The organism is Amycolatopsis sp. CA-161197, from assembly GCF_050942255.1.
Taxonomy (GTDB): Bacteria; Actinomycetota; Actinomycetes; order Mycobacteriales; family Pseudonocardiaceae; genus Amycolatopsis.
This window is the reverse complement of sequence record NZ_CP192059.1, coordinates 3,469,593-3,490,343: the sequence shown is the minus strand read 5'-3', so window position 1 is coordinate 3,490,343 and position 20,751 is coordinate 3,469,593. Positions and strand designations below refer to the sequence as shown.

Annotated in this window: 20 protein-coding genes and 1 pseudogene; 15 read left to right on the top strand and 6 right to left on the bottom strand. The window is 72.5% G+C overall.

Annotation, left to right across the window (positions count from 1 at the left end; translation table 11 throughout):
* Nucleotides 1-90: 90 nt before the first annotated feature.
* The 12 genes from ACQPXB_RS16660 (at nucleotide 91) to ACQPXB_RS16605 (ending at nucleotide 12,378) form a co-directional block, all read left to right on the top strand.
* Complete coding sequence (locus ACQPXB_RS16660; RefSeq protein ID WP_366587835.1) at nucleotides 91-840, top strand: GntR family transcriptional regulator; 750 nt, start codon at nucleotides 91-93, stop codon at nucleotides 838-840.
* A complete protein-coding gene (locus ACQPXB_RS16655) occupies nucleotides 833-1,267 on the top strand; it encodes a phosphonate C-P lyase system protein PhnG (protein ID WP_366587832.1) in 435 nt (144 codons plus the stop codon). The genes ACQPXB_RS16660 and ACQPXB_RS16655 overlap by 8 nt, the downstream gene beginning before the upstream one ends.
* A 5-nt stretch (nucleotides 1,268-1,272) precedes the next feature.
* A complete protein-coding gene (gene phnH / locus ACQPXB_RS16650) occupies nucleotides 1,273-1,860 on the top strand; it encodes a phosphonate C-P lyase system protein PhnH (RefSeq protein WP_432856675.1) in 588 nt (195 codons plus the stop codon).
* On the top strand, nucleotides 1,860-2,975 hold the full coding sequence (locus ACQPXB_RS16645; RefSeq protein WP_432852980.1) for a carbon-phosphorus lyase complex subunit PhnI: 1,116 nt from the start codon (nucleotides 1,860-1,862) through the stop codon (nucleotides 2,973-2,975). The genes phnH and ACQPXB_RS16645 overlap by 1 nt, the downstream gene beginning before the upstream one ends.
* On the top strand, nucleotides 2,975-4,792 hold the full coding sequence (locus tag ACQPXB_RS16640; protein WP_432852977.1) for an alpha-D-ribose 1-methylphosphonate 5-phosphate C-P-lyase PhnJ: 1,818 nt from the start codon (nucleotides 2,975-2,977) through the stop codon (nucleotides 4,790-4,792). The genes ACQPXB_RS16645 and ACQPXB_RS16640 overlap by 1 nt, the downstream gene beginning before the upstream one ends.
* A 5-nt stretch (nucleotides 4,793-4,797) precedes the next feature.
* Nucleotides 4,798-5,535, top strand: a complete 738-nt coding sequence (locus ACQPXB_RS16635; protein WP_432852974.1) for an ATP-binding cassette domain-containing protein — start codon at nucleotides 4,798-4,800, stop codon at nucleotides 5,533-5,535.
* Nucleotides 5,532-6,737 (top strand): alpha-D-ribose 1-methylphosphonate 5-triphosphate diphosphatase, encoded by a 1,206-nt coding sequence (locus ACQPXB_RS16630; RefSeq protein WP_432852971.1) that lies wholly within the window; start codon nucleotides 5,532-5,534, stop codon nucleotides 6,735-6,737. Before ACQPXB_RS16635 ends, ACQPXB_RS16630 begins: the two co-directional genes overlap by 4 nt.
* The gene (locus ACQPXB_RS16625) at nucleotides 6,734-7,555 is read left to right on the top strand and encodes an inositol monophosphatase family protein (RefSeq protein WP_366587819.1); all 822 of its coding nucleotides are present in this window, start codon (nucleotides 6,734-6,736) and stop codon (nucleotides 7,553-7,555) included. Before ACQPXB_RS16630 ends, ACQPXB_RS16625 begins: the two co-directional genes overlap by 4 nt.
* Complete coding sequence (locus tag ACQPXB_RS16620; RefSeq protein WP_432852968.1) at nucleotides 7,552-8,088, top strand: HD domain-containing protein; 537 nt, start codon at nucleotides 7,552-7,554, stop codon at nucleotides 8,086-8,088. Before ACQPXB_RS16625 ends, ACQPXB_RS16620 begins: the two co-directional genes overlap by 4 nt.
* A gap of 169 nt (nucleotides 8,089-8,257) precedes the next feature.
* Nucleotides 8,258-9,817 (top strand): purple acid phosphatase family protein, encoded by a 1,560-nt coding sequence (locus ACQPXB_RS16615; RefSeq protein WP_432852965.1) that lies wholly within the window; start codon nucleotides 8,258-8,260, stop codon nucleotides 9,815-9,817.
* A 223-nt stretch (nucleotides 9,818-10,040) separates the two neighbouring features.
* The gene (locus tag ACQPXB_RS16610; RefSeq protein WP_432852962.1) at nucleotides 10,041-11,258 is read left to right on the top strand and encodes a cytochrome P450 family protein; all 1,218 of its coding nucleotides are present in this window, start codon (nucleotides 10,041-10,043) and stop codon (nucleotides 11,256-11,258) included.
* A 121-nt stretch (nucleotides 11,259-11,379) separates the two neighbouring features.
* Nucleotides 11,380-12,378 carry an IS481 family transposase gene (locus ACQPXB_RS16605; RefSeq protein ID WP_432852959.1) on the top strand — a complete coding sequence of 333 codons (999 nt, stop codon included), beginning with the start codon at nucleotides 11,380-11,382 and terminating at the stop codon, nucleotides 12,376-12,378.
* Here the strand turns inward: ACQPXB_RS16605 and ACQPXB_RS16600 are convergent.
* The 4 genes and pseudogenes from ACQPXB_RS16600 to ACQPXB_RS16585 all read right to left on the bottom strand — a co-directional run bounded on the left by ACQPXB_RS16600 (nucleotide 12,375) and on the right by ACQPXB_RS16585 (nucleotide 14,485).
* The gene (locus ACQPXB_RS16600) at nucleotides 12,375-12,554 is read right to left on the bottom strand and encodes an Imm7 family immunity protein (protein ID WP_432856672.1); all 180 of its coding nucleotides are present in this window, start codon (nucleotides 12,552-12,554) and stop codon (nucleotides 12,375-12,377) included. The genes ACQPXB_RS16605 and ACQPXB_RS16600 overlap by 4 nt on opposite strands.
* 85 nt (nucleotides 12,555-12,639) lie before the next feature.
* Nucleotides 12,640-12,738, bottom strand: a pseudogene (locus ACQPXB_RS16595) (immunity 7 family protein); the annotation flags it as partial.
* A 99-nt stretch (nucleotides 12,739-12,837) separates the two neighbouring features.
* A complete protein-coding gene (locus tag ACQPXB_RS16590; RefSeq protein ID WP_432852956.1) occupies nucleotides 12,838-13,230 on the bottom strand; it encodes a PPOX class F420-dependent oxidoreductase in 393 nt (130 codons plus the stop codon).
* 10 nt (nucleotides 13,231-13,240) lie between these two features.
* Nucleotides 13,241-14,485 carry an MFS transporter gene (locus ACQPXB_RS16585; RefSeq protein ID WP_432852953.1) on the bottom strand — a complete coding sequence of 415 codons (1,245 nt, stop codon included), beginning with the start codon at nucleotides 14,483-14,485 and terminating at the stop codon, nucleotides 13,241-13,243.
* Nucleotides 14,486-14,677: 192 nt separating this feature from the next.
* Here ACQPXB_RS16585 and ACQPXB_RS16580 point away from each other — a divergent pair, with 192 nt between their 5' ends.
* The gene (locus ACQPXB_RS16580) at nucleotides 14,678-15,613 is read left to right on the top strand and encodes a LysR family transcriptional regulator (RefSeq protein ID WP_366585507.1); all 936 of its coding nucleotides are present in this window, start codon (nucleotides 14,678-14,680) and stop codon (nucleotides 15,611-15,613) included.
* An 839-nt stretch (nucleotides 15,614-16,452) separates the two neighbouring features.
* Entirely contained in the window at nucleotides 16,453-17,670 is a 1,218-nt protein-coding gene (locus ACQPXB_RS16575; protein WP_432852950.1) for an MFS transporter, read from the top strand.
* Here ACQPXB_RS16575 and ACQPXB_RS16570 read toward each other — a convergent pair.
* Both ACQPXB_RS16570 and ACQPXB_RS16565 read right to left on the bottom strand, forming a co-directional pair.
* On the bottom strand, nucleotides 17,648-18,742 hold the full coding sequence (locus ACQPXB_RS16570) for a CaiB/BaiF CoA transferase family protein (RefSeq protein WP_366585503.1): 1,095 nt from the start codon (nucleotides 18,740-18,742) through the stop codon (nucleotides 17,648-17,650). The genes ACQPXB_RS16575 and ACQPXB_RS16570 overlap by 23 nt on opposite strands.
* A gap of 45 nt (nucleotides 18,743-18,787) precedes the next feature.
* Complete coding sequence (locus ACQPXB_RS16565; protein ID WP_366585501.1) at nucleotides 18,788-19,195, bottom strand: MarR family winged helix-turn-helix transcriptional regulator; 408 nt, start codon at nucleotides 19,193-19,195, stop codon at nucleotides 18,788-18,790.
* 111 nt (nucleotides 19,196-19,306) lie between these two features.
* Between ACQPXB_RS16565 and ACQPXB_RS16560 the strand changes: the two genes are divergently transcribed.
* Complete coding sequence (locus tag ACQPXB_RS16560) at nucleotides 19,307-20,728, top strand: non-oxidative hydroxyarylic acid decarboxylases subunit C (protein ID WP_432852945.1); 1,422 nt, start codon at nucleotides 19,307-19,309, stop codon at nucleotides 20,726-20,728.
* Nucleotides 20,729-20,751: the final 23 nt, after the last annotated feature.

Below are 20,751 nucleotides of genomic sequence, written 5' to 3'. Positions count from 1 at the left end.
CAACAACTGTCGCTGATGTTCACCTTCGGGCGTGCGGGCGTTGGCCACGGCGCAGTTGTCCGGACAAGCCCGGCGAGCACTGTGGGTGACATGACCTCGACGAGGTACCTCGACATCGCCGACCAGCTGGCCGCCGAGCTGGTGGCCTACGCACCCGGGACGCGGGTGGCGAGCGAGCCGGAGCTCGCCACCCGCTTCGGGGTCGGCCGGGCGGCCGCCCGCTCGGCCCTGCAGGAGCTGGAACGGCGGCTGCTCGTGCGCCGCGTGCAGGGCGCCGGCACGTTCGTGAGCCGGCGGATCGACTACGTGATCTCGCACAGCCGGCCGCCCTCCTGGCACGCCACGGTGGCCGCGGCCGGAGCCACGCCCCGGTCTCAGATCAAGGACGTGGAGCGCGTCGAGGCCTGCGAGGCGGCGGCCCGGAAGCTGGAACGGCCGCTGGGCTCGCCCGTGCACCGGGTGATCCGCCACTTCTACATCGACGACCTGCTCGCCTCCTGGACCGAGGAGCTGATCCCGGTCGACGTGGCCCCGAACCTCGACCTCGCGCTGCACAGCGTGGAGTCGGTGGACCTGGTGCTGCGGCAGCTGGGCGGCGTGCAGCCGGTGCGCGCGTGGTTCCGGGCGAGTGTGGACATCCCGCCCGCCGAGGTGCTGCGCGGCCTGCAGATCGAAGCCAGGGTCCCGGTGTGGTGCATCGAAAGCGTCAACCGGGACGCCGAATCCGGCCGGGTCCTCATGACCAGCACCGCGTGGACGCGCATGGACGCCGTCCGCGTCGTGGTGGAGCTGGAAGACCCCGCCTTCCCCCCGAAACGTGAAGGAGAACAGGGTGACTGACCCCTTGGGCCGGGAGGAGCGCTGCGGCCTGCTGGCCGAAGCCGAACCCGGCGAACTGCGGGCGCTCGCCGACGCCTGCCTCGCCGACGGCGCCGACGTGCGCGTGCTGCTCGCACCGGAGGTCGGCACCGTGCAGACACAGGTGCGGGAACCCGTGGCGGGTGAACGGTTCCTGCTCGGCGACGTGCTCGCGTGCCGTGCCGAGGTGGAGCTCGCCGGCCACCGCGGCTGGGCCATGCGCCTCGGCGACGACCGCGCGGCCGTGCTCGCCGCCGCGGTGCTCGACGCCGAGGTCGAAGCCGGCCGGGCCCGTGCGGCCGAAGTGGACGAGCTGTGCCGGGAGGTCGCCCGCCGTCTCGTCGAGCGGGAAGAACGCGAATGGGCCGAGCTGGCCCCGACCGTCGTCGAGTTCGAGGAGCTGACGTGATCGCCATGACGTCCACCGCCACCGCACCCGCCGCGGTCCTGCGCCCCGCGGAGTCGCAGCAGGTGTTCCGCACCGTGCTGGAAGCGCTTTCCCGGCCAGGCGCGCCGCAGGATCTTCCGCAGGATCTGGTGCACCGCACGGATCCCGCGGTGCTGCCGGTCCTCGCGCTGGCCGACCTCGGCACCGGCGTCTGCGTGCTCGAAGAAAGCACGAAGTGGGCCGACGCCGTCGCGCTGGCGACGTCCGCGCCGATGCGGCCGCTCGAGCTCGCCCGGCTGGTCGCCGCCGTGCGCCCGGTGACCGCAGATGAGATCACGCGCCTGTGCCGCGGCACCGCCCCGGCCCCGGAGGACGCCGCACTGGCCGCCCTCGCGGTGTCCGATGTGGACGGTGGTGACAGCCGCTGGCGGATCTCCGGACCGGGCGTGCCCGGCGAACTGACCCTGGCCCCGCGCGGCCTGCCCGAGGGCTTCGTCGCCGCGCGCGCCGAAGCCGTGGCCGGCTACCCGGCGGGGATCGACGTGCTGCTGGTGACGGACGACGGCCGCGTCGTCGGCCTGCCGCGCACCACCACGATCATCGAGGAGGACTGATGGGGTACTCGGGAGCCCGGGGCGGGCTCGAAGCCATCCTCGCGGCCGAAGACCTGGTGCGCCGCGCCCGTGACCACGCGCCGGTGGCGTGGGCCGACACGGAGCAGATCGTCGCGCGGTTCCGGCTCGCGGTCGACCGCGTGATGGGCGAGGCCGGCCTGTTCGACGAGGACACCGCCGCCGCGGCGTTCCGCCAGGCCGAAGGCGACCCGCTGGAGGCGTCACACCTGCTGCGCGCCTACCGCTCCACGTTGCCGCGGTTGGCCGTGGGCGAGCCGGTGGACCCGGACGACATGCTGATCCTGCGCCGCATCGTGCCGGCGTTCCGCGAGCCGGACGGCCCGCAGCTGCTGGGCCGCACCACCGACTACACCGGGCGCCTGCTGGAGAAGCCGGCCGGGCAGCCCGGGGCCGACGAGCACGTGGCCGGCACTCCGAAGCCGCGCACCGACGAGCAGCGCCGGCCGCGGCGATTCCTCGACCTGCTGCGCGAGCTCGACCTCGCCGTGGACCACCGTGGTGAGGCCGAGGACGCCGAGCCGTTCGACCTCACGCGCAAGCCCGCCCGCCCGCCGGCCCCGCGCTCGGCCGCGCTGGCCGCCATGGCGCGCGCGGAGACCGGCGCGCTGGTGTCGCTGTGGTACCGCTCGATCCTCGGCCCCGACGGCAACCTCCACGAAGTCACGCTGGGCGAGGTCCGCCACGGCCGGCTGCCGCTGCGCGTGAAGCACCCGCACACCAGAAACCCCGTGTCCGTCGGGAACTTCCGCGTGACCGAGGCCGAGGCCATCGAGGACCTCAACGGCGCCGAGGAGGAACGCAGCCGCTTCGACGTGGGTTACGGCCTGTGCTTCGGCCACAACGAGCGCAAGGCCATCGCGATGGCGAACCTCGACATCGCCAACCGCCGCTTCGGCAAGTCCGGCCCGCTGGAACAGTTGCTGCTGCTGACCACCGACGGGCTCGACTCCGGCGGTTTCCTGGAGCACCTCAAGCTCCCGCACTACGTCACGTTCCGCTCGATGGTGGAACGCAAGCGGGCTCTGCAGGCCGCGGCCGCCGCCGGTGAAGGACCGGCGCCCCGGCAGTCCGAGCCCTTCGGAGGAGAATGCTGATGAGCACGACCGAACAACTGCTCACCGACCTGGAAGCCGTCGCCGAACCGGCGGGCATCCTCGACGAGGGCGGCAAGCGCGAGGTCCGCCGCGCCGCGCTCACCGCGGTGTGCGTGCCCGGCTACCAGGTGCCCTTCGGCTCGCGCGAGATGCCGGTGGCCCGTGGCTGGGGCTCGGGCGGCCTGCAGGTGACGCTCGCCGTCGTCGGCACGGCCGACACGGTGAAGGTGATCGACCAGGGTGACGACGCCGGTGTCAACGCCACCAACCTGCGCCGGATGATCGCCGCCACCACGGGCGCGACGGAGACGGCCGACACGCGCGAGGCGACGATCGTCCAAACGCGACACCGCGTGCCCGAGGAGGCGTTGTCGGAGGGCGACGTGCTCGTGTACCAGGTTCCGGTGCCGGAGCCCTTGCGCGGTGTGGAGAAGTCCATGGCCGAGTGCGGCCGGATGCACGCCGAGGGCGACTACTCGGCGATGTGGGTGAGCCTGTACGAGGACATCGTCCGCAACGGCATGATCACCCGCACCACCGGCTACCCCGTGCTCGTCGGCGGCCGGTACGTGATGGCCACGACGCCGATCCCGCGCTGGGACGTGCCTCGGCTGCACCAGTCGCCGCACCTGAACCTCTTCGGCGCGGGCCGCGAGAAGCGCATCTACGCCGTGCCGCCGAACACCGACGTGACCCCGCTGACGTTCGACGACGTGCCGTTCGAGGTCGAGTACACGCCCGGCGCGGTGTGCAAGCTGTGCGGCCGCGACGATTCGTTCCTCGTCGCGGCGGGCACCAAGGGCGACTACGCCTGCAGCGACACCGAATGGTGCGCCCGGGTGCGCGCCGGCGACGCCGACGTGAGCGCCCACTACCACCGCGCACCGCTGAGCCTGCTGCCCGATCCGAGCCGACGCGCCCGTGCCGCCGTGACGGCGGAACACCGCGAGATGCCGCGGCGCGAGATCGCCGCGGACGCACCCGAGTGGGCGCTGAAGGTCACCGGCATCGGCAAGGTGCACGGCGCGGGCGGCGCGGACGCCGTGCCCGGCACCGGCCCGGAGCACGGCACCGCGGTCAGCCCCGCGACGGGCGCGATCGTGGCGGCCTGGGACGTGTCCTTCGACGTCGCGCCGGGCGAGGCGCTGGGCGTGATCGGCGAGTCGGGCTCGGGCAAGTCGACCGTGCTGGCGTGCGTGATCGGCGACGAGCGCGCCACCGCCGGCGAGGTGCGGCTGGCCACTGTGGACGGTGGCCGCACCGACCTGCTGACCCTGCCGGACGCGCAGCGGCGCGGCCTGCGCGTGGACTCGATGGCCGTGGTGCACCAGAACCCGGCCGACGGGCTCGACCTGCGCGTGAGCGCGGGCGGCAACATCGCCGAGCGCCTCACGGCGGCGGGCTGGCGCGGCTACCACGACATCCGCCGCCGCGCGGCCGAGCTGCTCGACCGCGTCGAGGTGCCGCTGTCGCGAATGGACGATCCGGTGGGCACGTTCTCCGGCGGCATGCGCCAGCGCGTGCAGATCGCCAAGGCCCTGGCCACCGAACCGCCGGTGGTGCTGCTCGACGAGCCGACCACCGGGCTCGACGCGTCGGTGGCCGCGGGTGTGCTCGACCTGCTGCGCGGCCTGCTGTCCGAACGCGACATCGCGGCCGTGGTGGTGAGCCACGACTTCTCCGTGATCGACGCGCTCACCGACCGCACGATCGTGATGCAACTCGGCCGCGTGGTCGAGCGCGGCCTGACCGACCAGCTCTTCCACGACCCCCACCACCCCTACACCCAGCGGCTCGTCGCCGCGGCCCGGAGGTGACCCCCGTGTCCCCCGTCCTGTCCCTGCGCGGCCTGCGCAAGTCGTTCACGCTGCACACGATCGACGGCCGCACCGTGCACTCGCTGCACGGCGTCGACCTCGACGTGCGTGCCGGCGAGCACGTGGCGCTCGCCGGGCCCAGCGGCGCCGGCAAGTCGTCGCTGCTGCGCTGCGTGAACCGCACCTACCTGCCCGACTCCGGTTCGGTCGGGCTGCGCACCGCCGACGGCACCGAGCTCGAGCTGACGGAGCTGCCCGACCGGGCGATGGCGCGGGTGCGCGGCCGCGAATTCGGGTACGTGTCCCAGTTCCTGGCCGCGCCCCCGCGCACCGGGCCGCTCGAGGTCGTGGCCGCGACGGCCCGGCGCCGGGGTGTGGACCGCGCCGAGGCGCGGGAAGCCGCGGCCGAAGCGCTGAAGCGGCTCAACCTCGACGAGGCGCTGTGGGACATCGACTGCTCGGTGCTCTCGGGCGGCGAACGCCAGCGCGTGAACCTCGCGGCGGGCACGGTCCGCCCGCCGCGGCTGCTGCTGCTCGACGAGCCGGTGTCGGCGTTGGACCCGGCCAACCGCGAGTCCGCCCTGGAGCTCATCGCCTCGCTCACCGCGCAGGGCGTGGCCGTGCTGGCGGTGTTCCACGACCTCGACGCCATGCGGCGCCTGGCTTCCCGCGTCGTGCTGATGAGCGACGGCCGCATCGCTCGCGACGGCGCGCCCGATGAAATCCTGGAGGAAGTGGCATGACGACACCGGTTTTCGAGTCCAGAATGGACCAGTGGACGCTCGGCGCGCCACCGGCGAGCTACGTGCTCGGGCACGTGCGCGCGGTACTGGCAGACCGGGTGCTCGACGACGCACTGGTGGCTGTGCGCGACGGCGTGGTCGCCGCCGTGGAGCCGCACGCGCCCGGCGTCGAGGCCGATGTGGACGGTCAGGGGCTGCTGTGCATCCCCGGTCTCGTCGACGTGCACAGCGACGGCCTGGAGAAGGAGCGGTTGCCGCGGCCCGGCGCCGAGCTGCCGATGGAGTTCGCGTTGCTGTCCTTCGAGGGCAAGCTGCGCGCGGCGGCCGTGACGACCGCGTTCCACGGGGCCGGGTTCGAGCAGAGCCACGGCCGCGGGCTGGCCCGCACCGTCGAGCGCGCGCACGACGTGTGCCACGCGGTGGACGAGCGCTCGGCGAGCCTGGTCGACCACCGGATCCTGTACCGGCTCGACGTCCGCTCCCCCGAAGGCCTGCAGGCGTTGCAAGAGCGGATCGCGGTGGCCCCGGACACCGGCGTCGCGCCGCTCGTGTCGCACGAAGACCACACGCCGGGTCAGGGCCAGTACGCCGACCGCAGCTACTACGAGCGGTACCTCATGGGCGTGCGCGGGCTGTCGCAGCAGGAAGCGGCCGACCACGTGACCAACCTGATCACCGAGCGCGACGGTCGGCTCGGCGTGCGCGAGGACGCGATGGCGTGGCTGGGCGAGCAGGCCCGCGCGGGCCGGATCCGGCTGCTGGGCCACGATCCCGCGTCGGCGAAGGAGATCGGCGAGCTGGTGGACCGCGGCGGGTCCGTCGCCGAGTTCCCGACCACGGTCGAGGCGGCGCAGGAGGCGCGCGACCGCGGGCTGCCCGTGGTGATGGGCGCGCCGAACGTGCTGCGCGGTGGTTCTCACAACGGCAACGCCTCCGGGCGGGACCTCGTGGCGCTGGGCCTGGTCACGGCGCTGGCTTCGGACTACCTGCCTTCAGGGCTGCTCGCGGCGGCGTTCGCGCTCGTCGAAGACGACCTGGTGTCGCTGCCCGAAGCCATCGGGCTCGTCACGAGCGGTCCCGCGGCCGTCGCGGGGCTCGACGACCGCGGCCGGCTCGAACCCGGCCGGCGCGCCGACCTCGCCCTCATCGCGGCGGGCCCGCGGTGGCCGGTCGTCCACACCACCCTGGTGAGTGCCGCATGAGCTTCATCGGCTGGCCCGTGCCCGAGCCCGTGATCCCCGAGGGCACCCACCCCGCGCTCGCCGACGCCACGCGCGCGGCCGTCGCCGCGTTCGCCGCGGCCCGCGCGAAGCACACCCGCGCGGAACTGGCCGAAAAGGTGCAGATCGGCGCCGACGGCACACCGACGATGCGGCTGGACATCCTCGTCGACACCGCCGTCGCCGAGGTCGTGGACAAGCACCGCGTGAACCTGCTGAGCGAAGAGATCGGCGTGATCGACCACGGTTCGTCGGTGACGCTCGTGGTCGACCCGGTCGACGGCACCGCCAACGCGGCCGCCGGCGTGCCGCTCTCGGCGTTCGCCGGGGTCGTGGCCGTGGACGGGGTCGCGACCGAGGCCCTGACCTGCTGGCTCGACACCGGCCGCTGCTGGCACGCCGTCGCCGGGCAGCCCACGCCGTACCGCACCACCGGCCGCCGCGAGCTCGACGGCGCGGCCGTGAGCCTGCTGCGCCCGCACGGCTCCGACGACGACGCGTGGTGGCGGGTGGCCAAACGCGCCGCGCGCGTGCGGATTCTGTCCACCAGCTGTCTGGAGGCGGCCCTGGTCGCCGAGGGCTCCACCGACGCGTTCGCCGACGCGGGCTCCGACACCCACCGGATCATGGACCTCGCCGCGGCGATGGTCATGGTCCCCGCCGCCGGCGGCGCCGTGCTCGACGTCAACGGCCGTCCGCTGGAGATCGACCCCGATCTGACGCGCCGCTGGTCCGGTGTCGTCGCCGCCACCCGCGAGCTCGCGGAAGAGCTCGCGAGCACCCTGAAGGAGAAGCCGTGACCCTCACCCGAGAAGCGCTGGCCGGGCTCGTCGACGGGCTCGCCGGCCTGCCGTACGGCGGCGAGGCGGTGGACCAGCGCACCCACGCCCTGCAGGCCGGCTGGTTCGCCGCGCAGCACGGCGGGGACGACGAGCTCGTGCTCGCCGCGACGCTGCACGACATCGGCCGCGCCCGCGCCGTCCGCGAGGAGTGGCCGGGCCTGCCGCACGAGCTGTCCGGCGCCGAGTTCGCCCGCCGCCACCTCGGCGAGCGCGCCGCGTGGATCATCGCGCAGCACGTGCCGGCCAAGCGCTACCTCGTCGCCACCGACGCCGAGTACCACGACCACCTCTCCCCCGCGTCCGTCGCGTCGCTCAAGGTCCAGGGCGGCCCGATGACCCCCGAGGAGGTCACCGAGTTCGCGTCCCACCCGAACGCCGAGGAGGCCGTGCTCGTCCGCCGCTGGGACGACGACGCCAAGGACCCGGACGGCCCGGCTTTGGACACCGAGGACGTGCTCGCCGCGTACGACCGGTTCCTCGCGAGCCGCTGACGCGGTTCGCCGCCTATGCCCGAAAGTTCCGGTGCGCGGGTGTCCTGATTGGACCGTCCGGCCCAGCACGGACACCCGCGCTTCGGACACTTCACGCGGCTGACAGGTCTCGTTCATCGCCGCGTCGGGCGGCACGCCTAGGTTCTGCTGGCCGAAGCCGAGGAGGGTCATGTCCGAGACCAGCAAACACACCGTCAGCCGCAGAGGGGCTCTGGGCCTGCTGGGCGCGGGCGCCGCCGTGCCCCTGCTGGGCACCGGGGTGGCCGCCGCCGCGCCGCAGAGCGCCGCGTTCGTGCCGCAGGTCGGGTCCGGCACCACGCCGGTGCAGGGCCTGCACCTCACGTTCGGCCGCGACCCCGCGCGCCAGATGGTGGTCTCGTGGATCACCGAGGCCTCCGTGCGCAAGCCGCGCGTGCTGTACGGGACGCTCGACGGTGGCTTCGGCGCCGTGGCGCAGGCCGACACGCGCACGTACGTCGACGGCACGTCCGGCCGCACCGTGTGGGTACACCACGCGATGCTCGACCGGCTGCGTCCCGGCACCGAGTACATCTACGCCGCGCAGCACGACGGCGCGACGCCCGACGCGGCCACCTTCCGCACCGCCCCGAGCGGCCGCTCGGCCTTCACGTTCACGAGCTTCGGCGACCAGTCGGCGCCGCAGGTCACCTGGAACGCCGCGGGTGCCGTGGGCCTCGACGCGAACTCCACGCCGGCGACGAAGGACATCGTCACCGGCATCGAGACGGTCGCGCCGCTGTTCCACCTGCTCAACGGCGACCTGTGCTACGCGAACCTCGACGTGGACCGCGTGCGCACGTGGAACAACTTCTTCACCAACAACACCCGCTCCGCGCGCTACCGGCCGTGGATGCCCGCCGCGGGCAACCACGAGATCGAGAAGCTCAACGGCGAGATCGGCCTCGGCGCGTACCAGGCCTACTTCCAGCTGCCCTCGACCGAGACCGACCGTGAGCTGGCCGGCCTCTGGTACGGCTTCACCGTCGGCTCGGTGCGCGTGATCGTGCTGCAGAACGACGACAACGCCCTGCAGGACGGCGGCGACGTCTACATCAACGGCTACTCCGGCGGCCGCCAGCTCGCGTGGCTGAAGAAGGAGCTGGCCGCGGCCCGCGCGTCGAACGACATCGACTGGATCGTCGTCGCGATGCACCAGGTCATGATCAGCACCTCGGACGCCAACGGCGCCGACCTCGGCCTGCGCGAGAAGTACGGGCCGCTGTTCGACCAGTACGGCGTGGACCTGGTGCTGTGCGGCCACGAGCACGACTACGAGCGCTCGCTGGCCGTGCACGGCGTGGTGTCCGGCAGCGAGACGCTCACGCCGAACCCGGTGTCGAGCGCGACCGACAACATCGACGCCTCGCACGGCACCGTGCACATGATCCTCGGCGGCGGCGGGGTCTCCGGCACGACCAACGGCAGCTTCTTCAAGGACGGCACGGGCAAGGTCATCACCGCCGTCTCCGCGAAGGCCGACCCGGGCACGGGCAAGCGCGTGTCGACCTACGTGAAGGAGCAGGCCGTGTGGAGCGCGGTCCGCGACGAGGAGCACCCGTACGGCTTCGCGTCCTTCACCGTGGACCCGGGCCGCCACCGCGGCGACACGACGACCATGCACGTGACCTACTACAACGTGAACAAGCCGCACGGCGAGCTGTCGGTGTTCGAGAAGTTCTCGCTGCACCGCCGCCGTTCCGACGGCTGAGCGGAAATTCCAGGGCGGGGCGCCATCCGGGTGGGCCGGGATGGCGCCCTTTCCGCGTTCACGGCCGGGTCAACCCCTCTTGCCGCGCTTCACCCGGAATGATCATCCGCACCCCTTCCCGGGGCCCGGTCCGGGCCGGGCGCGCGCTACGGTTCCCGGGACCGGTGCCCGGCGAGGACAACCGTCCTCTGTGGACACACCGGCCAGCGAGGAGCGCCCGCCGATGGACCACACCGCGACCCCCTTCCCGCTCGACCCCGCCGCGCGCGACGTGCACGGCGAAGGCGCGCGGCTGCGCGAACGCGGGCCGCTGACGCCGGTCGAGCTGCCGGGCGGCGTGCGGGCGTGGGCGGTCACGAGCCCCGCGGTGTTGAAACAGCTGCTCACCGACCCGCGCGTGTCCAAGGACCCGCGGCGGCACTGGCCCGCCTACCGCGCCGGCGAGATCCCCGAAGACTGGCCGCTGCACATCTGGGTGTCCGTGCAGAACATGTTCACCGCGTACGGCAGCGAGCACCGCCGGCTGCGTTCGCTGGTGTCGCAGGCCTTCACGCCGCGGCGCATCGAGAGCATGCGCCCACGGATCGAAGACCTCACCGAGGCCCTGCTCGACGACCTCGCCGCCGGGCCCGCGCACACCGACCTGCGCGAGAACTACCGCTACTCGCTGCCGATCGAGGTGATCTGCCGGCTCGTGGGCGTGCCGGAGGAGTCACGGCCGGGGTTGCGCGAGGGCGTGGCGGGACTGTTCGCGACGTCGGCCACGGCGGAGGAGGCGACGGCCAACGTCACGCGGCTTTACGAGCTGCTGGGCGACCTCGTGGAGGCGCGCCGCACCGAACCCGGCGACGACCTGGCCACCGTCCTCATCTCCGCCCGCGACGACGACGGCTCCGCCCTGACCGACGCGGAACTGCTCGACTCGCTGATGCTCGTGATCACGGCCGGGCACGAGACCACGGTCAACCTCCTCGACCAGTCCGTGACCGCGCTGCTCACCCACCCCGCGCAGCTGCGCCTCGTGCTCGACGGCGACCGCGGCTGGCCCGACGTGATCGACGAAACCCTGCGCTGGCAGTCGCCCGTCTCCCACCTGCCGCTGCGCTACGCCCTGGCCGAGCTCGACGTCGCCGGCACCACCATCCACGCCGGCGACCCGATCTTGGCGTCGTTCGGCCCATCCGGCCGCGACGAGGCGTGTCACGGCCCCGATGCCGCGATTTTCGACGTGAGGCGGGAGAACAAGTCGTCACTGGCGTTCGGCCACGGCGTGCACTACTGCCTGGGCGCCCCGCTGGCCCGGATGGAGGCCGAGATCGCGCTGCCCGCGCTGTTCGCCCGGTTCCCGGAGCTGGCGCTGGCCGTGCCCCCCGAAGACCTGCGCCCGGTGGCCTCGTTCATCACCAACGGGCACGAGTCGCTGCCGGTGCGGCTGTTCTAGTTGTGATGTCCGGGGACGTTGTTCTCGGTTGAGGTGAGGTCGGCCTGTCGTGCAGACAGGCGAAGGCCTCCGGTTGTGAAGTGGAGCTGTTGAGGAACCGCTTCACCAACGGGAGGCCTTCGTGTCCCACCCTAATGCTGCGTTGACCCCGCGGGCCCGGTTGCGTCTTGCTCGGTTGATTGTCGAAGAGGGCTGGACCGCGACTACTGCGGCGAGAATGTTCATGGTCGCGCCGCGCACGGGCGGCAAGTGGGCCGCGCGGTATCGCGCTGAGGGTCGGGCGGGTATGGCCGACCGCAGCTCCCGGCCACACCGCAGCCCGGCTGCAACACCTGAGCAGCTCGTGCGCCGGATCGTAGGGTTGCGGTGGCGGCAGCGGTTGGGGCCCGTGCAGATCGGTGGCCGGCTGGGTATGCCCGCTTCCACCGTGCATGCGGTTCTGACCCGGTGCCGGATCAACCGGCTTGCCCGCATCGACCGGGTCACCGGAGAACCGTTGCGTCGCTATGAGCACGACCGCCCCGGCTCACTGATCCACGTCGACGTGACCAAGTTCGGCAACATTCCCGACGGCGGCGGCTGGCGTTACGTCGGCAAACGGCAGGGCAAGCGCAACCGCACGCAGACCGCTTACCGCACCGGAGAACGCGACAGGCACCACGGACCCAAACTCGGCACCGCCTACCTGCACACCGTCATCGACGACCATTCCCGGGTCGCCTACGCCGAGATCTGCGCGGACGAGACCGCCGCGACCGCCATCAGCGTCCTGCACCGGGCCGTTACCTGGTTCGCCGACCGCGGCGTCACCACCGAGCGAGTGCTCTCCGACAACGGCTCGGCCTACCGCTCGTTCGCGTGGCGCGACACCTGCACCGCTCTTGGCCTCACCCACAAGCGGACACGGCCCTACCGCCCGCAAACCAACGGGAAGATCGAAAGATTCCACCGCACCCTGGCCGACGGCTGGGCCTACGCCCACTTCTACAAGTCAGAAGCCGACCGTCGAGCCGCCCTACCAGCCTGGCTCCACTTCTACAATCACCACCGACCCCACAGCGCCATCGGAGGCCACCCACCGATCACCCGGCTGACCAACCTCCCTGGACATCACACCTAGTCCGAGTCTTCGAGAGTGGTGATGACCGGCGAGTGGAGAGGCTCGCGGTGTTCGGTGAGGACCCCGCGAGCCAGCCGGTAAACGCGGAACTCGTCGGCGTGGAGGGGATCCTCGTCGTCGTGGACGTGGAGGAGCCCGTACGAACCGGGGGCGAGCCGGCCAACCTTCCTGAACAGGTCGAGGATTGCCGGGGCCGTGCGTACCTCGATGGTTCGGTTTGCCCCCGAGGTGGATGGAGTACTGCCCGTTGAGCGGCTGGAGATCGAGCAGCGCGTAGCCGGCGAGCTCGTCGGTCGCAGCCCGGATCTCGGGCAAGCGCAGGGGCGGTTCGTCGTCGACCGCTTCGGCGGTGGAGCGCAGCGAGATCCAGCCGTGGTACTCGAACGTGCCCGGGAGGCTAGGTCAGGCCGCCGGGCCGTGCAGCCTAGTTTCTCGCCGACGGCTCACCGAGTGGGTGCGTCAGCCCATCGAGCCGATGTGCTCCGCCTCGATGCGCAGGATCAGCCGCACCTGGTCGCGGCCGCCGTACCAGGGGTAGGGGCGGCCGGTGTAGCGGTGGGCGAGCTTGTCGATGTGCTCGGCCGCGCCTTCGGTGGTCGTCTCGAGGACGCGGCCGCGGACGGTGAAGTAGCGGAACGGGTGCGTCGCGTCGGCGATGTTCAGCGCCACGCGGGGGTCGCGCGCGATGTTGCGCACCTTGCGGAAACCCTCGACCGTGTTGACGAGGATGTGCTTGCCGTCGGTGTCCACCCACGTCTGCGTCAGCTGCGGCGAGCCGTCGGGCATGGTCGTGGCGATGAAGCAGAGGCTCGGCTGTTCGAGCAGAGCGCGCAGGTCGTCGGGGAGATCCATGGGTCTCACGCTAGCCGCCGGTGGCGGGGGTGACCGAATCAGGTTCGGCGCTGGTTTCCCGGGTTCCGGGGACCAGGAGCAACGGGACGCTGAGAACACAAAGGACACCCGCGGCGGCGATCGCGACGCGGACGTCGGTGACGCTCGCGAGGATGCCCGCGGCGACGATGAACAGCGGCCGGACCAGGCGGCCGCCGGCGGACCAGCCGGCGAGGACGCGCGCCGTCATGTCCTCGCGCGTCAACGTCATGCGGTGGGCGCTGAACAGCGGGTTGAACACCCCGGCGGCGAGCAGCAGCAGGGTGTCGATCGCGAGGAACGCGAGCACGCCGCCGAGGCCACGCGGGACGAACGGGATGGCCAGCACCCATGGCGTCCGGGCGATCCCGGCCCAGATCAGCACCCGGCGCGTGCCGAAGCGGGCGGCCAGGCGGGGTGCGAGGGCGGCGCCCAGGACGCCGCCGAGGCAGGGCAGGCCGATGACGAGTCCGTACTGCCACGGGGCGAAACCCAGGTCGTCGAGCATGAACACGGTTTCGAGCGGCGAGATGGCCAGTACGGCGGAGCCGAAGAGCAGCGCGTTGGCGAACAGCAGCGCGAGTTCGCGGCTCTGCAGCACGTAGCGCCAGCCGTCGAGCAGGTCGCGGCCGGCGTGCGCCGGGGTGGTGCGCGCGGGTGGCGGAGGCTCCGGGGCACGGAGTGAGCGCACGCCGAGCGCGGAGGCGAGGTAGGAGATGGCGTCGATCAGCATCGTGACGGCCGGGCCGGTCAGCGAGACCAGCACGCCGCCGACGGGTGGGCCGGCGGAGTTCACCGTCCAGCTGGCGGCCTCGAACCGGCTGGCGGCTTCGGCGCGTTGGCGGACGGTGACCAGTGCGCGCAGGTGCGCTCCGCTGGCAGCGGTGAAGGCGACGAGCGCGACCGTCTGCACGACCCCGACCACGTACAGCTGGGCCAGCGACACCACGCTGAACCCGATGGCCGCCGGCACGCTCGCGAGGGCGGCGAACCGCACGACGTCGGCGGTGATCATGACCGGCCGCTTGCGCCGGAACTCCACGAACCCGCCGATCGGCAGCGAGATCAGCGCGCCGGCGAGGCCGGGGATCGCGGCGAGCAGCGACACCTCGGCGGCGGACGCGTGCAGGATCAGCACCGCCACGAGGGGCATCGCGCCGTAGCCGATCGCCGAGCCCGTCTCGCTCGCGGTGAACGCCCACCACAGCCGTCGGAAATCCGCCCCCAGCCCCCGCATCCGGTTGACGATAACGGGATCGGGCCGCCGAAATGACCATCGGGGCAGCGGCACCGGTACTTTCGGACCCGTCTCCCACATCGCCCGGCACTTCCATCGCCACTGGTGGAACGACATCCCGCACGACCAGGCGGAAAACGTGACATTCGCAGCGCCATCCGTCACCTCGGCCCTCGGCGGATAATCGGACGGGTGGACGACGGACGCGCCGGCAAGGTCACTTTCGCGGACCTGGAGCTGCTGCTGAGTTTCGCCGACACCGAGCACTTCGGGCAGACCGCCGCGGAGCTCGGCGTGAGCGTGGCGACGGTCCAGCGCGGGATCCGCGCGCTGGAGCGGAAGCTGGAGATCCGGCTGGTGGAGCAGGACGGCCGCCGCGTGCGCATGCTGCCGGCGGGACACGTGCTGGTGCGCGAGGCCCACGCCGTGCTGCGCGCGCGGTCCGACGCCGTCGGCGCGGCGCTCGCGGACGCCGGCGAGCCGCACCGGCTCCTGCGCATCGCGCACACGTACTCGCTCGGGCTGGGGTTCGTGCCGTGCGTGCTGGCCGATCTGCTCGCCGAACGCCCCGAGCTGCGCCTGCGCTGCACGCAGAGCCCGGCCACGGGTGTCGTCGAGATGCTGCTGCGCGGAGACGCCGACGCCGGCTTCTCGTCGGTGGCACCGACCGAGACGGACCTCGTGGTGGAGCCGCTGTTCACCGAGTCGCTGCTGCTGGCCGTCCCGGTCGGCGACGCCCTCGCCGGGCGCGAGCGTGTGTCGCTGCGGGAGGTGAGCGAGCGGCCGTTCGTCGCGATGGAACCGGGGTCCAGCAGCCGCACGCACATGGTGAACGCGTGCGCGCGGGCCGGCTTCGTCCCGCGGATCACGGTGGAGGGCAACGACCTGTTCGTCGTCGAATCCATGGTCGGCGCGGGGATCGGCGTGTCGGTGGTGCCCGAGGGCATGAACGACCACCAGCACCCCCGCATCACCCGCATCCCCATCGACGACCCGTCGTTCTCCGGCCGCACGATCTTCCTGGCGCGCCACCGCAGCTCCACCGTCGCCGACAGCGTGCAGACCCTCGCGCGCCTCGCCCGCGCCCACGGCCAACGCATGTCCCGACCGTTGCGTCGCGCGCAATGATCCCGCCGCGCGATGGCGTTGTTCGCCGCCAGACGTCTCCCTACGCTTCGTGATCATGGTCGCCGGTTTCGTTCACCCGAGGGCTCCCGAGTCCTCCGCACGGGTGCGCGTGACCCCTTCCGAGGCAACCCTGCGCAGCCTGCGGTCCGCCGACGGACTCCTCGCGGGAGTGCCCGACGTTCTCGGCCCCGGGGCGACACGGCGGTCCACCGCCGCGCGGGGCCAGGGCGCGGTACCCGATCGTGCGGTGCTGCTCGTGGCGGACCCGGCCGGCCGAGGGGGCCGACCGGTGACCGCGGGCAGGGCCGACGGGCGCGTGCCGCGGCCATGCCACCGTCTCCACCTCCCGCTCCGAGCTTCCCGATCGCGAGTTCTCCCCCGGGGAGACGCTGGTTCCGAACCCTGCGCACTGTCCCCGGGGAAACCGCTGATCCCGAGAGCACCCTCTCCGACACCTCGCTTTCGGAGACCTCAGCATCCGAGACCCCGCACCGCCCGCACCTTCCACACCGAGACTTCCCCTCTCCCCGCTCGTGCCCCATCCGCCGATCGAGCAAAGGAGCCTGTCCCGTGACGACGAACCTCATTTCCTCCGCCCGCAAGGCCGACTGGTGAACCCGCCGGCTCAACCCCGCGAGGCCGCCGAGCTCGCCGCTCTAGCGTGCGCGCTCGGGGCCGAGACCACGCCGCCCGTCGAGGTGGTGTCCGGCGCCGATTGGTGACCCCACCACCGCGCCCGGTCAGGTGCCGCCCCGCCACCACCCTCGGCGGGGCGGTACCGCGGTAACCGAAGCGGCCCCGGCACTTCCGCTTCGCACTGAGGTCCGAAAGGGACTGACGTGACGCTGCCCGCCCGGCTCGGCCACCTCCCGTGGACGCGCTACCACCGGAAAGTGGCCGGCACCCTCGCGCTGTGCTTCGCGTTCGAGCTGGCCGACATCAACTCCTTCGCCTACGTCGCCCCGACCGTCCACCACGCGCTGAACCTCGGCCTGCGCGGGATCTCCGTCGTGACGGCGGCGGGGTTCCTCGGCATGTTCGCCGGCGCCACGGCCGGCGGCCGGGTGGCCGAGCGAGCCGGACGCAAGCGCGCGCTGCGCGGCTCCGTGCTGTGGTTCTCCGTCTGTTCCCTGGCCACCGCGGGCGCTTTCGACACGGTCAGCCTGCTGGCCACCCGTTTCCTCACCGGCTGCGGGCTCGGCGCGATGACCGTCGTCGCGGTCACCTACCTGACGGAGCTCATCCCCGAGCACCAGCGCGGCCGGGTCCAGGCCGGCACGCTCGCCGTGGGGCTGCTCGGCATCCCGGCCATGGCGTTCTTCGCGAGAGCCGTGATCGGGCTGGGCCCGCAGAGCTGGCGGCTGGTGTTCGTCTTCGGCGCGCTCGGTGTCGTCCCGCTGGTGATCACCCGGTGGCTGCCGGAATCACCGGCGCCGCGGCGCGTCCCCGGCGCACCGCTGCGGCTGTTGCGCGGCAGCTTCGCCCGCCGCACGATCATGCTCGCGAGCGTCTGGATCTTCCTCACCCTCAGCTACTACGGGTTCGCCTCGTTCGCGCCGACCCTGTTGCACGAGCACGGTTTCACCGTCACCCACAGCGTCGGCTACACCGCGCTGACCACCCTCGGCGCGGTCCCCGGCGCGCTCCTCGCCTGGCCCGTCGCCGACCGCTTCGGGCTGCGCGGCCCCGTCACGGTGTTCAGCCTGATGTTCGCCGGCGCGGGTGTCGCGTATGGACTGACGTTCGCCCCCGCCGCCATCGTGGTCTTCGGCTTCCTCGTGGCCGCGCTGAACCAGACGCTCGTCGCGCTCCTCTACTCCCACACGCCGCGCCTGTTCCCCGGGGAGATCCGCGCGCGGGCCACCGGCCTCTGCTACGGGGCCGGCCGCCTCGCCAACGCGTTCGGCCCGCTGCTGGTCGGCCAGATCTCCCTGTCGCTGGGCTACACCGCGGTGTTCGTCTTCGTCGGCGCGTGCGGCGCCGCGATCGCGGTGGCCGTGCTGACGCTGGCCCCGCGACGCAGCGAGGAACCGGTCACACTCCCCAGTCGGCGATGACCGCTTCCGTGTCGGCGCCCGGCTTCGGCGGCGAGGACGGCAGATCCGGTGCCGTCCGCGAAAACCGCGGCGCCGGAGCCGGCTGCAGGATCCCGTCCAGCTCGACCAGGCCGGCGCGCGCCGCGATGTGCGGGTGCGCGGCGACCTCGTCCGGCTCCAGCACCGGGGTGACACACGCGTCGACACCGCCGAACACCTCGGCCCACTCGTCGCGGGTGCGCGAGAGGAACGCCTTGGTGAACTCGGCCCGCAGCGTCGGCCAGCTCGTTTTCTCCAGCTGCGGCGGGAGATCCGCGGCCTCCAGGCCGAGCCCGGCGAGCAGCGCCGCGTAGAACTGCGGCTCCAGCGCGCCGACGGCGACGTAGCGGCCGTCGGCGCACACGTAGGTGTCGTAGAACGGCGCGCCGCCGTCGAGCAGGTTCACGCCGCGCTCGTCGGACCACACGCCGAGGCCGCGCAAGGACCACACCATGAGCGCGAGCACGCTCGTGCCGTCGACCATCGCGGCGTCCACGACCTGGCCCAGGCCCGTGCGTTCGCGTTCCCACAGCGCGGAAAGCACGCCGACGAGCAGGAACATCGACCCGCCGCCGAAGTCGCCCACGAGGTTGAGCGGCGGCACCGGCCGCTCGCCCGCGCGGCCGATCGCGTTGAGCACGCCGACGAGCCCGATGTAGTTGATGTCGTGCCCGGCGCGCTGCGCGAGCGGGCCGTCCTGGCCCCAGCCGGTCATGCGGCCGTAGACCAGCCGCGGGTTGAGCGCGTGGCAGTCGGCCGGGCCGACGCCGAGCCGCTCGGTGACGCCCGGACGCAGGCCTTCCACGAGCACGTCGGCCTTCGCCGCGAGCCGCAGCACGAGGTCGCGGCCCTCGGGCGTCTTCAGGTCGGCCGCGACGGAACGCCGGCCGCGCAGCAGCGGGTCCGCCTTGCCGCCGGTGAGGTCGAGCGAGCCCGACGGGCGCTCCACGCGCACGACGTCGGCACCCAGGTCGGCGAGCACCATGCACGCGTGCGGACCCGGGCCGATCCCGGCCAGCTCCACGACCTTCAGTCCGCTCAGCGGTCCCGCCACGTGCCCTCCTCAGCTCCGGTGCCGATCGCCCGACCCTACCGGGCCTCAGATCGCCAATTTGGTGAGCAGCGCCACCAGCTGACGGCGTTCGTCGTCGTCCAGCGGGGCGAGCATCGACTCGTTCACCCGATCGACGACGGGCATCGCCGCGGCGAGCAGTTCCTCCCCCGCCGGCGTGAGCCGCAGCTCGCGGCGGCGCCGGTCGGTGCCCACCGTACGGGTGATCAACCCGCGTTCTTCCAGGCGCAGCAGCAGGTTCGCGAGCGTCGCCTTGTCCGTCGCCGCCCGCTGCCCCGCCGCGCCCTGATCGAGGCCCGGCGTCTCCGAGATCGCCACCAGCACGGCGTACTGGGGCTTCGTGAGCCCCGGCAGCTTCGCCTGCCAACGGGCGCCGTGCTCCTGCATCGCGCGCCGCAGCGCGTGGAAGACCGACTCGTCCATCCGGCTCGTCATGATCGCCATGTTAGTATGAATGCGAACGGTTCGTATACGAACTTATTGAGCCGGGGAACTGGAGGAGCCGCCGCCGATGCCGGCCTTCTCCCACCACCCGCAGGAGGACCCATGCCGCACGACGACCTCAGGTCGTTCCTGACCACGCTCGACAAGGAGGGTCAGCTGGTTCGGGTGACCGAGCCGGTCTCCCCCGAGCCGGACCTCGCCGCGGCCGCCAACGCCGCGCCGAAGCTCGGTGACGCCGCCCCCGCGTTGTACTTCGACAACCTCGAAGGCTTCACCGACGCCCGCGTCGCCCTCAACGTCCACGGCTCCTGGGCCAACCACGCGCTCGCGCTCGGGCTGCCCGCCGGCACGGGCGTGAAGGACCAGGTCGCGGAGTTCATCCGCCGCTGGGAGACGTTCCCGGTGCCCGTGGAGCGCCGCGAAAACCCGCCGTGGGCGGAAAACGTGCTCGAAGGCGACGAGGTCGACCTGTTCTCCGTGCTGCCCCTGTTCCGCCTCAACGACGGCGACGGCGGCTTCTACCTCGACAAGGCCGCCGTCGTCTCGCGCGACCCCGAGGACCCCGGCAACGACGGCAAGCAGAACGTCGGCATCTACCGCCTGCAGGTGAAAGGCCGCGCCGAGCTGGGCATCCAGCCCGTGCCGATGCACGACATCGCGCTGCAGCTGGCCAAGGCCGAGCGCGCGGGCGAGGACCTGCCGGTGGCGATCGCGCTGGGCAACGACCCGGTGATCCCCATCGTCGCCGCCACGCCCCTGGCCTACGACCAGAACGAGTACGAGCTGGCCGGCGCCCTGCGCGGCGCGCCCGCCCCGGTCACGGCCGCGCCGCTGACCGGCCTCGACGTGCCGTGGGGCGCGGAAGTGGTGGCCGAAGGCGTGATCGTCGGCCGCCGACGTGAGCTGGAAGGCCCGTTCGGCGAGTTCACCGGCCACTACTCGGGCGGACGCAGCATGCCCGTGATCCGCATCGACCGGATCTCGTACCGCACGAACCCGGTGTTCGAGTCGCTCTACCTCGGCATGCCGTGGACCGAGATCGACTTCCTCATGGCCGCCAACACCTGCGTGCCCGTCCACCAGCAGCTCACGGCGGAGTTCCCCGAGGTGCAGGCCGTGAACGCGATGTACACCCACGGACTGCTGGCGATCATCTCCACGAAGTCGCGCTACGGCGGTTTCGCGAAAACCGTCGCCATGCGCGCCATGACCACGCCGCACGGCCTCGGATACCTCAAGACGGTGATCGTGGTCGACGAGGACGTGGACCCGTTCGACCTGCCCCGCGTGATGTGGGCGGTCTCCACGAAGGTCAACCCGGCCGGCGACGTGATGGTGCTGCCGAACCTGCCCGTGGTCGCCCTCGATCCGGCGGCCGACCCCGCGGGCATCACCCACAAGATGATCATCGACGCGACCACCCCCGTCTCGCCGGACGCGCGCGGCCACTTCAGCCAGCCGGTGAAGGACCTGCCGGAAACCGCCGCGTGGGTGGACAAACTGCGCAGGCTGGCCGCCCGATGACCGCCCCGGAAGGAGCCCCGCCC

Coding starts and splice junctions, on each gene's coding strand:
- ACQPXB_RS16565 (WP_366585501.1), bottom strand. CDS start 19,195: ATGACGAGCCGGATGGACGAGTCGGTCTTCCACGCGCTGCGGCGCGCG.
- ACQPXB_RS16645 (WP_432852980.1), top strand. CDS start 1,860: ATGGGGTACTCGGGAGCCCGGGGCGGGCTCGAAGCCATCCTCGCGGCC.
- phnH (WP_432856675.1), top strand. CDS start 1,273: ATGACGTCCACCGCCACCGCACCCGCCGCGGTCCTGCGCCCCGCGGAG.
- ACQPXB_RS16630 (WP_432852971.1), top strand. CDS start 5,532: ATGACGACACCGGTTTTCGAGTCCAGAATGGACCAGTGGACGCTCGGC.
- ACQPXB_RS16660 (WP_366587835.1), top strand. CDS start 91: ATGACCTCGACGAGGTACCTCGACATCGCCGACCAGCTGGCCGCCGAG.
- ACQPXB_RS16560 (WP_432852945.1), top strand. CDS start 19,307: ATGCCGCACGACGACCTCAGGTCGTTCCTGACCACGCTCGACAAGGAG.
- ACQPXB_RS16610 (WP_432852962.1), top strand. CDS start 10,041: ATGGACCACACCGCGACCCCCTTCCCGCTCGACCCCGCCGCGCGCGAC.
- ACQPXB_RS16625 (WP_366587819.1), top strand. CDS start 6,734: ATGAGCTTCATCGGCTGGCCCGTGCCCGAGCCCGTGATCCCCGAGGGC.
- ACQPXB_RS16615 (WP_432852965.1), top strand. CDS start 8,258: ATGTCCGAGACCAGCAAACACACCGTCAGCCGCAGAGGGGCTCTGGGC.
- ACQPXB_RS16590 (WP_432852956.1), bottom strand. CDS start 13,230: ATGGATCTCCCCGACGACCTGCGCGCTCTGCTCGAACAGCCGAGCCTC.
- ACQPXB_RS16640 (WP_432852977.1), top strand. CDS start 2,975: ATGAGCACGACCGAACAACTGCTCACCGACCTGGAAGCCGTCGCCGAA.
- ACQPXB_RS16585 (WP_432852953.1), bottom strand. CDS start 14,485: ATGCGGGGGCTGGGGGCGGATTTCCGACGGCTGTGGTGGGCGTTCACC.